This window comes from Paraburkholderia flagellata (assembly GCF_021390645.1).
GTDB lineage: Bacteria > Pseudomonadota > Gammaproteobacteria > Burkholderiales > Burkholderiaceae > Paraburkholderia > Paraburkholderia flagellata.
Window position 1 is genome coordinate 392200 of sequence record NZ_JAJEJT010000001.1, and the last position, 10557, is coordinate 402756.

Below are 10557 nucleotides of genomic sequence, written 5' to 3' on the forward strand. Positions count from 1 at the left end.
GTTTTTACCGTTCCGGGCATTTTCGCCAGAACTTCGAACGATCTTCTACAGAATACGCGCGGCTTCGCGAAAAGCCCGCACGGTGAGGGAAATGATTCCAGAATTCACAACGATCGGCCGGCGCATGCACGGCGGCCGCCTGGCGTGCACCCTGCTGGCTGCGGCCGCGTTCGCGGCGCTCGCCGGCTGTTCCACCTACAACAGCGTGACGCAGAGCATCGCCCAGAGCATCACGCCTTACCGCATTACCATCGTGCAAGGCAACTTCGTCTCGGCGGAAGCCGCCGCGCAGATGAAGGTGGGCATGTCCCGGGCCGAGGTCAAGCAGCTGCTCGGCACGCCGCTCCTCACCGACATGTTCCATGCGAACCGCTGGGACTACATCTTCTATTTCAAGCGCGGCTCGACCTCCGTGGTCCAGCAGCGTAACTTCGTCGTGCTGTTCGAAGGCGACCGCGTAGCGAGCTGGTCGGGCGGTGAAGACCTGCCGTCGAACCTCGAACTGCTCGCCGAAATCGACGGTGACCGCAGCGGCAAGAAGAAGGCCGTCGCGGCTGCGCCGGCATCGGGCGCTTCGGCGCCGGTGGCGGCGGCAGCGGGCGCGCCCGACCAGGCTTCGAGCGCGACTGGCCCGACGGTTGGCGACACGGCGCGCACGCCGTCGTCCGAACTCGGCACTGCCACCAGTGCGCTGCCGCAGGACGCCAACGCGCAGGCCGCCGCCGCCGCAAACCGCGCCACGGAAGCCGTGCAAACGCCTACCGGCCTTACGCCTTCGGTGCGCGCGGGCAACCCGCAATCGTCGGCGCTGCCGCAGAACGTGGGCACGATGCCGTCGCAGGTGCAATTGCATCGCCAGCCGCAGCCGCAAATCCAGGGCGTGCCGCAGAGCAACCCGGTCGGCCCGGCTGTTGGCGCGCAAGGCACCGGCGACACCAATACGGCGACGTCGGGCCCCGCGCGAGATTCGTCGCTCGCCGCGCCGCCTACGGTGCCGGCGTCCGGGGCTGCTGCGGCCCCGAGCAACTGACCCGGCTGACCCAGCCGGTAACACAAGCAGGGCGTGATGCGCGAGGTGCGCCACGCTTCGATTCGGCGGCCCGGGTGTCACTACCGGCCGCCGTGTTTTTTGGCGGCGGCGCAGCGTGGGCGGCACCCGGCACCGCGGCCAGCGACACATTGGCAGGAAGACTCATGAAAATCGCAATCGCCGGGGCATCGGGCCGCATGGGCCGCATGCTCATCGAAACCGTTCTGAATTCGCCCGATGTCACGCTCTCGGGCGCGCTCGTGCGCAAGGGTTCGGCCGCCGTCGGCCAGGACGCTGGCGCGTTCCTCGGCAAGGACACCGGCGTGCGCATCACCGACGACATCGAGCAAGTCTTCGCGCAAAGCGACTGCCTGATCGACTTCACCCGCCCCGAAGGCACGCTCGTGCATCTCGAGGCGGCACAGCGCCACGGCGTGAAGATGGTGATCGGCACGACCGGTTTCGACGCCCAGCAAAAGGCGCAGCTCGGCGCGGCCGCGCAAAAGGTCGGCGTCGTATTCGCGGCCAACATGAGCGTGGGCGTGAACGTCACGCTCAAGCTGCTCGAATACGCGGCGCGCTTTTTCGAGACCGGCTACGACATCGAGATCATCGAGGCGCACCATCGCCACAAGGTCGACGCGCCCTCGGGCACCGCGCTTGCGATGGGCGAGGCCGTGGCAAACGCACTCGGCCGCAATCTCGACGAATGCGCCGTGTACGGCCGCGAAGGCGTGACGGGCGAGCGCGACCCGTCGACGATCGGGTTTTCGGCGATTCGCGGCGGCGATATCGTCGGCGATCATACGGTGCTGTTCGCGGGCATCGGCGAGCGCATCGAGATCACGCACAAGTCCTCGAGCCGCCTTTCGTATGCGCAAGGCAGCGTGCGCGCCGCTCGCTTTCTGCAGGACAAGGCCAACGGCCTGTACGATATGCAGGACGTGCTCGGCCTGCGCTGAGCGTCCCCTTTACAGTCCGGTGCCTGCGCCGGACAGACAGTGAGCGAGGTCCGATGGCAGCGAGTTCCGGAGTCATTCACTATCTGCAGACGGGCGATGCCGTCACCCACGCGGTAGCGTGGGTATTGCTCGCCATGTCGGTCGCGAGCTGGTGCTTTCTCATCATCAAGAGCTGGATCCTCTTGCGCGCGAAGCGCCAGGGGCCGCGCGCCATTGCGCGCTTCTGGCAGGCGCGCACCCTCGCTGACGGCGTGGCCGCCATGCGTTCGATTGATCGCGAACGCGTCTTCCTGCCGCTCGCTCAGGCGGCGCTCGCCGCCGAGGAAGCCGACGCGCCCGGCATGATGCTCGCGCGCGTAGACCGCGGCGAGCGCGTGCTGCGTGCGTTGCGCGGCGCGCTTCAAGCGTCGCAGCGGCGGCTCGAGTTCGGGCAGGTGCTGCTGGCCTCAGTGGGCAGCACGGCGCCGTTCGTGGGGCTGCTCGGCACGGTTTGGGGCATTTATCACGCGCTCGGCAGCATTGCCGCGAGCGGCCAGGCGATGATCGAGAACGTCGCCGGCCCGGTGGGAGAGGCGCTCATCATGACGGCTTTCGGTCTCGTGGTCGCGATTCCAGCCGTGCTCGCCTATAACGTGCTCGGACGCCTCGTGCGCCAGCTTTGCGACGATCTCGACGGTTTCGCGCACGATCTGCACGCCTATGCCTGCGCGCCCGAAGGCGCGCCGCTGCGTCGGGAAGGTGCGCAGGGCGCGATGCGCGAAGGCGCGCGCGCCGAGTCGTAGGAGGCAACGCAAATGGCATTCGGCGGACTCGAAAAGAAGCGCGATGCGGCACCGATGTCGGACATCAACATGACGCCGCTCATCGACGTCATGCTCGTGCTGCTCGTCATTTTCATCATCACCGCGCCGCTCTTCACGCACGCGATCCGGCTCGATTTACCAAAGGTTGCCGCCGAGCCCGCGCAGCAAACGGCGCAGACCGTCACGCTTTCCATCGACGCCGCCGGCAAGCTCTACTGGAACGCCCAGCCCATCACGCTGGACGAGTTGCGCGCGCGTTTCACGGCAGCGGGCAAAGAGCCCGAGTCACAGCAGCCCGAACTGCAACTGCGCGCCGCGCGCGAGACACGCTACGACGTGATCGCCCAGGTAATGGGCGCCGCGCAACAGGCCGGGCTCACACGTCTCGGCTTCGTGACCGAGCCGCCCGCCGGCGCGCACTGAGCGCGCGCCAGTCAACGGTATAATCAGCGTTTCCCTTACAGACGGGCCCCGCGAAACCGCCGCAATCTGCCGGTATCGTGAACGGCCGGCCCGGTGCATCCGGCACCGAAACCGCCCGTTTTCAGCGTTCACCACCCACACCATGCTCGAAAAATACGTTCCCTCCGACGTCGAATCCGCCGCGCAAGGCGAATGGCGCGCCACCGACGCTTACCGGACGGCCGAGAAGGCCGACAAGCCCAAGTTCTACTGCGTCTCGATGCTGCCGTATCCGTCGGGCAAGCTGCACATGGGCCACGTGCGGAACTACACGATCAACGACGTGATGTACCGCTACCTGCGCATGAACGGCTACAACACGTTGATGCCGATGGGCTGGGACGCGTTCGGCATGCCCGCCGAAAACGCCGCGATGGCCAACAGCGTGCCGCCGGCCAAGTGGACGTACGACAATATCGAGTACATGAAGGGCCAGATGCAGTCGATGGGCCTCGCCATCGACTGGTCGCGTGAAATCGCCACCTGCAAGCCCGACTACTACAAGTGGAACCAGTGGTTCTTCCTGAAGATGCTCGAAAAGGGCATCGCGTACAAGAAGACCGGCACGGTGAATTGGGACCCGGTCGATCAGACCGTGCTCGCCAACGAGCAGGTGATCGACGGACGCGGCTGGCGCTCGGGCGCGCTCGTGGAAAAGCGCGAAATCCCGATGTACTACCTGCGCATCACGCAGTACGCCGACGAACTGCTGAACGACCTCGACGGCCTCGGCTGGCCCGAGCGCGTCAAGATCATGCAGCAGAACTGGATCGGCAAGAGCTTCGGCGTGAATTTCGGCTTCCCGTACGAACTCGACGGCGAGAAGAAGCTCCTGCGCGTGTTCACTACGCGCGCCGACACGATCATGGGCGTGACCTTTGCCGCGATCGCTGCCGAGCACCCGCTCGCCACGCGTCTCGCGCAAGGCAAGCCGGAGCTGCAGGCGTTCATCGACGAATGCAAGCGCGGCGGCGTGGCGGAAGCCGACGTCGCGACGATGGAAAAGAAGGGCGTGCCCACGGGCTTTACCGTCACGCACCCGATCACGCACGAGCAAGTGCCGGTGTGGATCGGCAACTACGTGCTGATGAGCTATGGCGAAGGCGCCGTGATGGGCGTGCCGGGCCACGACGAACGCGACTTCGCGTTCGCCCAGAAGTACAACCTGCCGATCAAGCAGGTCATTGCTGCGGAAGGTGAGACGTACTCGCTCGACGGCTGGCAGGAATGGTACGGCGACAAGGAACGCGCCGTGTGCGTGAACAGCGGCAAGTACGACGGCCTCGCCTACACGGCGGCCGTGGACGCCGTGGCGGCCGACCTCAAGGCGCTCGACCTCGGCGACAAGCAGGTCACATGGCGCCTGCGCGACTGGGGCATCTCGCGCCAGCGCTACTGGGGCACGCCGATCCCGATCATCCACTGCCCGAGCTGCGGCGATGTGCCGGTGCCGGAAAAGGACCTGCCGGTCGTGCTGCCGGAAGACCTCGTGCCGGACGGCACGGGCAACCCGCTCGCTAAGTCGGAAGCCTTCCTGAACTGCAAGTGCCCGACCTGCGGCGCGGACGCGAAGCGCGAAACCGACACGATGGACACGTTCGTCGACTCGTCGTGGTACTTCTACCGCTACGCCGCGCCGGATGCGAAGAACATGGTCGACGAGCGCACCGACTACTGGATGCCGATGGACCAGTACATCGGCGGCATCGAGCACGCGATTCTTCACCTGCTGTACTCGCGTTTCTGGGCGAAGGTCTCGCGCGACCTCGGCCTCGTGAAGTTCGGCGAACCGGCGAAGAACCTGCTCACGCAGGGCATGGTGCTCAACGAAACGTTCTATCGCGAAGACGCGGCGGGCAAGAAGACCTGGTACAACCCGGCCGACGTGACGGTGACGCACGACGACAAGGGCCGCCCGGTTGGCGCGACGCTCAACAGTGACGGCCAGAGCGTGGTGCTGGGCGGCGTCGAGAAGATGTCGAAGTCGAAGAACAACGGTGTCGACCCGCAGGTGCTGATCGATCTGTATGGCGCAGACACGGCGCGTCTCTTCACGATGTTCGCCGCGCCGCCCGAGCAGCAACTCGAGTGGTCGGGCGCGGGCGTGGAAGGCGCGAGCCGCTTCCTGCGCCGTGTGTGGGCCTTCGGTCACGCGAACGCCGACGCGATCAAGTCGCGCGCCTCGTTCGACGCGGCGGCGCTCACGGACGTCGAGAAAGCGCTGCGCCGCGAAGTCTATAGCGTGCTCAAGCAGGCCGATTTCGACTATCAGCGCCTGCAGTACAACACGGTCGTTTCGGCAGCGATGAAAATGCTCAACGCCATCGACGGCGCCAAGGGTGCGGGTGCCGGCGTGCAGCGCGAAACCTTTGGCGTGCTGCTGCGCGTGCTGTACCCGGTCGTGCCGCACATCGCGTTCGAACTCTGGAAGGCGCTCGGTTACGGCGACGAATACGGCACACTGCTCGACGCGCCCTGGCCGAAGGTCGACGAAAAGGCGCTGGAACAGGCCGAGATCGAACTCGTGCTGCAGGTGAACGGCAAGGTGCGCGGCGCCGTGACGGTGGCCAAGGACGCGCCGAAGGATGCGATCGAAGCCGCAGCGCTCGCGCACGAGATGTTCGTCAAGTTCGCGGAAGGCCGCGCACCGAAGAAGATCATCGTCGTGCCGGGCCGCCTCGTGAACGTCGTGGTCTAAGACGAAATAGAGACCACGCTGGCGGCGCAGCCTTGCGCCGCCACCCAGACACTGTCGCGAACCCAGGGAGTCCATGTGATTCGCAGATCGTTCCTCAGGTTGTTCCCGCTCGTGGCGGGTGGCGCGCTGGCCCTCTCGGCCTGCGGCTTCCAGTTGCGCGGCGAGGAGAACTTCGCCTTCAAGCGTCTTGCCGTCGTCGGCGCGCCGCCGCCGCTCACCGGGCGCCTCTCGCGTATGGTCGAAGGCGGCAGCGATTCGGTCGTGGTCGATTCGGTGGCCAACGCCGACGCTGTGCTGCGCGTGTCCGAAGGGCGCAGCTTCAGCACGCTCACGCTCAACTCGCTTGGCGCCGTGGTGGAATATCAGGTCAACTATTCGCTGAACTATGCGCTGATGCGACCGGACGGCACCGTGCTGATCCAGCCGAGCGTGATCTCACTGAACCGCGCGATGACCTATAGCGATCAGTTCTCGACAGCCAAGACGCAAGAAGCCGACCTGCTGTTCACCGACATGCAGAATGACGCTGTCGATCAGCTCATGCGGCGCCTTGCCGTGCTGAAGACGCTGCATCCGACGCCCGACCAGGTCGTGCCTAGCGTCGCGCCGCGCGCTCCGCTGCCGCCGCCGCCGCTGTAATGCGAGCCGTTTTCAACTACTGAGCGACCCTCGACCGAGCGCCATGCAACTGCGACCCGACGCACTCGAACCACACCTCGCGAGAGGGCTGGCCGGCCTGTACGTCGTCTACGGCGACGAACACCTGCTTGCCCAGGAGGCGTGTGACCGCATCCGCGCGGCTGCGCGCGCGGGGGGCTTTACCGACCGCTCGGTGTTCACCGTCGAGCGCGGCTTCGACTGGAGCTCGCTCCTCGGCGCGAGCCAGTCGATGTCGCTCTTCGGCGATCGCCAACTGGTGGAGTTGCGCATTCCGTCGGGCAAGCCCGGAAAGGAGGGCGCGGACGCCCTCAAGACGCTCGCTGCGGCCTCGAATCCCGACGTGCTGATGCTCGTCACGCTGCCGCGGCTCGATGCCGCCACGCAGAAGTCCGCGTGGTTCACGGCGCTTTCGGAAAGCGGCGCGGCGATCAAGATCGACCCGGTCGAGCGCACGGCGCTGCCGAACTGGATCGGCCAGCGCCTCGCGCTGCAGGGCCAGCGCGTTGCACCCGGCGAGGACGGCCGGCGTGCGCTGCAGTTCGTGGCTGAGCGCGTCGAAGGCAATCTGCTGGCGGCGCATCAGGAAATCCAGAAGCTTGGGCTGCTGTATCCGCAAGGCGTGCTCAGCTTCGAGCAGATTCACGACGCCGTGCTCAACGTCGCGCGCTATGACGTATTCAAGCTCAACGAGGCGATGCTCACCGGCGATGTCGGGCGCCTCGCGCGCATGCTCGACGGGCTGCAGGGCGAAGGTGAGGCTTCGGTGCTGGTACTGTGGGCCGTGGTCGAGGAAATTCGCACGCTGTTGCGCGTCAAGCGTGGTGTCGCGGCGGGCAAGCCGCTCGCCGTGTTGCTGCGTGAAAACCGCGTGTGGGGGCCGCGCGAGCGGCTCATCGGGCCGGCGCTTTCGCGCCTGAGTGAAGCGACGCTCGAGCGCGGTCTCGCGCTCGCGGCGCGGCTCGACCGCCAGGTGAAAGGGCTTTCGGGGCAATCGCGCAGTGACTGGCGCAATGCATTGCCGCCCGACGCCTGGGACGGCCTGTTCGAACTCGCAATGATGGTGGCCGCGCCCCGCGACGGCGGAGCGCCAGCGCGCAGTGCTGCGGCGCCAGGGCGCTCGCAGCCGGGCGCTCAGCCACGCAGTCCGGCAGCGGCGGCAGCCGCCGCTGCGGCAGCGGCCCGACCGCGCACCGCAGGGCCGTCACGCCGGCCGGGCTAAAGCGCTCCGCGCTTGCCCGAACCGGCACTTCGGCGCCTGCGCTACGCCCGCCGCGCGGCCAGTGCACGTGCCGAGCCGCCTGGCCGTGCCCAGCAAACCTTGGCGGCTGGCCTTAAAATCGGCCTGAACCGCTTTGAATCGAACCGCGCTTGGCGCTTCCATCCGACTGCGCCTCACGCGCCGCATGACGAAATACACCATGGATATCGACCAGTACATGACCGACCTTGGCCGCCGCGCCCGCAAAGCCTCGCGCGCGATGGCACGGGCCTCGACGGCCGCGAAAAATGCGGCGCTCGAAGCGGTGGCGCAAGCCATCGAGCGCGACGCGCAGCAATTGAAGGACGCAAACGGCCGCGACCTCGCACGAGCGAAGGAAAAGGGCCACGATGCGGCCTTCATCGACCGTCTCACGCTCTCGGACAAAGCGCTGAAAACGATGGTCGAAGGCCTGCGCCAGGTTGCCGCGCTGCCCGACCCCATCGGCGAGATCAGCAATCTCAAGTTCCGCCCGAGCGGCATTCAGGTGGGACAGATGCGCGTGCCGCTCGGTGTGATCGGCATCATCTACGAATCGCGGCCGAACGTGACGATCGACGCGGCGGCGCTGTGCCTGAAGTCGGGCAACGCAACCATCTTGCGCGGCGGCTCCGAGGCGCTCGAGTGCAACACGGCGCTTGCGAAGCTGATCGGCGAGGGGCTGGCGGCGGCGGGTCTGCCGCAGGACGCCGTGCAGGTGGTGGAAACCGCCGATCGCGCGGCGGTGGGCAAGCTCATCACCATGACCGAATTCGTCGACGTGATCGTGCCGCGCGGCGGCAAGAGCCTGATCGAGCGCCTGATGGCCGAGGCGCGCGTGCCGATGATCAAGCACCTCGACGGCATCTGCCACGTGTACGTGGACGACCGCGCCGACCTCGCGAAGGCGCTGACCGTGTGCGACAACGCCAAGACGCACCGCTACGGCACCTGCAACACCATGGAGACGCTGCTGGTTGCGCGCGGCATCGCGAATGACGTGTTGCCGCCGCTCGGCAGGCTCTATCGCGAGAAAGATGTGGAACTGCGTGTGGATGCCGCGGCGCGTGCGATTCTCGCCGACGCGGGCGTCGGCCCGCTCGTGGACGCAACGGAAGAAGACTGGCGCACCGAGTACCTCGCGCCCGTGCTGGCCGTGAAGATCGTCACCAATCTCGATGAGGCGGTCGAGCACATCAACACCTACGGCTCGCACCATACCGATGCGATCGTGACGGAAGACCATGATCGGGCGATGCGATTCCTGCGCGAAGTCGACTCGGCGAGCGTCATGGTGAACGCCTCGACGCGCTTTGCGGACGGCTTTGAGTTCGGTCTTGGCGCGGAAATCGGCATCTCCAACGACAAGCTGCACGCGCGCGGCCCGGTGGGCCTTGAAGGCCTCACTTCGCTGAAGTACGTGGTGCTCGGACACGGCGAAGGCCGGCAGTAGTCTTTCGTTCGGCGTGGCGGCGCGCCGCGTAATGTGTGCCGCCTCTCTCCTCTATCGCCCATCAAGAAGAAGAAAAAGGATGTCGATGCTCTGGGTCAAGACGTTTCATATCGTACTGATCGCCTCGTGGTTCGCGGGCCTTTTCTACCTGCCGCGGATCTTCGTGAATCTGGCGATGGAAACGGAGCCCGCGGCGGTCAAGCGCCTGCTCATCATGGCGCGCAAGCTCTACCGCTTCATGACGCTGATCGCGGTGCCCGCCTTGTTGTGCGGGCTTTGGCTGTGGCTCGTGGTGGGCATCGGACGCGGCCAGGGGTGGATTCACGCGAAAGTGGGCGTCGTGGTGCTGCTGATCGTCTACCACGCCTACTGCGGCCGTCTTTTGAAGACCTTCGAGCGCGGCGAGAATCGCCGCTCCGACAAGTGGTATCGCATGTTCAACGAACTGCCCGTGCTCGGCATGCTGGCCGCCGTTGCGCTGGCCGTCATCAAGCCTTTCTGATCCTGCCCGTCTGGTGCCGTTGAGGCACCGCGTCACACGGGCATCGCTCAAATGGTGCCCGTATCCTTGCGCAGCATGCGTGCCGCTGCAACCCGCCATCCGTTCTCGCCCTTCACGAACACATCGGTGAAGCGGTACTCGATCGCCTTGTAACCCGCTGCGGGCGTGTACCGGTTGATGCCGGTCGCTACGGCGACATTGTTGAGCACCTGCACGCGCACGTTTTCCAGTACCTGCGAGCCACCTTGCGGCAGCGAGGCGGCGGCCAGCAGGTCGCGCTTGCTGCGGCGGATGTTGCCTGGAAATACTTCGAAGAACTTATCGTCAAGCAAGTCGTTGAGCGCCGGGCGGTCGCCGGTCGCGGCGGCTTGGGTCCACTGGTGTTCGAGCAGTTCGATTTGAAGACGCTCGGAAATGGGGCTGGTCAAAGCGGGCTTGGACGCCGCCGAGGCGGACGTCGCGAGAAGGCTGGCGACGGCGAGAATCAACATGCGGTTCATCATGTTTCCTTGAAGTGACAGTGAAGGCGAAGGGCCTGGAGGCAAGGAAACGGATGGGGCGCGGTGGGTGTGGCGCCAGCGTGAAGGACATGCGAGCGGCGCGAGGTTGTGCGTTACGGCCTTGAGGTTCGTAGAGCGTGAGCCCTGTGTCAGCGTTTCCCGACAACGAAATTCTATGGAACCGACAGGCCTTGAGATATAGGACGAATCTCAAAAGAGCGGCGAGGCACTGACTGTTGTTTAGATGCTG

Annotated in this window: 10 protein-coding genes; 9 read left to right on the plus strand and 1 reads right to left on the minus strand. The window is 66.0% G+C overall.

What is annotated here, in order from left to right; all coding sequences use genetic code 11:
- Positions 1–91: 91 nt before the first annotated feature.
- From L0U83_RS01805 to L0U83_RS01845, 9 genes are all read left to right on the plus strand, one after another.
- Positions 92–1030, plus strand: a complete 939-nt coding sequence (locus L0U83_RS01805; RefSeq protein WP_233879851.1) for an outer membrane protein assembly factor BamE — start codon at positions 92–94, stop codon at positions 1028–1030.
- A gap of 164 nt (positions 1031–1194) precedes the next feature.
- Complete coding sequence (dapB, locus tag L0U83_RS01810; protein ID WP_233879853.1) at positions 1195–1992, plus strand: 4-hydroxy-tetrahydrodipicolinate reductase; 798 nt, start codon at positions 1195–1197, stop codon at positions 1990–1992.
- Positions 1993–2045: 53 nt separating this feature from the next.
- On the plus strand, positions 2046–2774 hold the full coding sequence (locus tag L0U83_RS01815; protein ID WP_233879855.1) for a MotA/TolQ/ExbB proton channel family protein: 729 nt from the start codon (positions 2046–2048) through the stop codon (positions 2772–2774).
- A gap of 12 nt (positions 2775–2786) precedes the next feature.
- Complete coding sequence (locus L0U83_RS01820; RefSeq protein ID WP_233879857.1) at positions 2787–3218, plus strand: ExbD/TolR family protein; 432 nt, start codon at positions 2787–2789, stop codon at positions 3216–3218.
- A gap of 142 nt (positions 3219–3360) precedes the next feature.
- Positions 3361–5955: a leucine--tRNA ligase gene (gene leuS, locus L0U83_RS01825; protein ID WP_233879865.1), complete on the plus strand. Its 2595-nt coding sequence runs from the start codon at positions 3361–3363 to the stop codon at positions 5953–5955.
- 75 nt (positions 5956–6030) lie between these two features.
- Positions 6031–6594, plus strand: a complete 564-nt coding sequence (locus tag L0U83_RS01830; protein WP_233879867.1) for an LPS-assembly lipoprotein LptE — start codon at positions 6031–6033, stop codon at positions 6592–6594.
- A gap of 43 nt (positions 6595–6637) precedes the next feature.
- Positions 6638–7834, plus strand: a complete 1197-nt coding sequence (gene holA, locus L0U83_RS01835; protein ID WP_233879869.1) for a DNA polymerase III subunit delta — start codon at positions 6638–6640, stop codon at positions 7832–7834.
- 199 nt (positions 7835–8033) lie between these two features.
- Positions 8034–9305 carry a glutamate-5-semialdehyde dehydrogenase gene (locus L0U83_RS01840; RefSeq protein WP_233883618.1) on the plus strand — a complete coding sequence of 424 codons (1272 nt, stop codon included), beginning with the start codon at positions 8034–8036 and terminating at the stop codon, positions 9303–9305.
- Between the two features lie 79 nt (positions 9306–9384).
- Positions 9385–9807: a CopD family protein gene (locus tag L0U83_RS01845; protein WP_233879876.1), complete on the plus strand. Its 423-nt coding sequence runs from the start codon at positions 9385–9387 to the stop codon at positions 9805–9807.
- Between the two features lie 47 nt (positions 9808–9854).
- On the opposite strand, the gene L0U83_RS01850 is transcribed toward L0U83_RS01845, so the two are convergent.
- Positions 9855–10310 (minus strand): nuclear transport factor 2 family protein, encoded by a 456-nt coding sequence (locus L0U83_RS01850; protein WP_233879878.1) that lies wholly within the window; start codon positions 10308–10310, stop codon positions 9855–9857.
- Between the last annotated feature and the right edge of the window lie 247 nt (positions 10311–10557).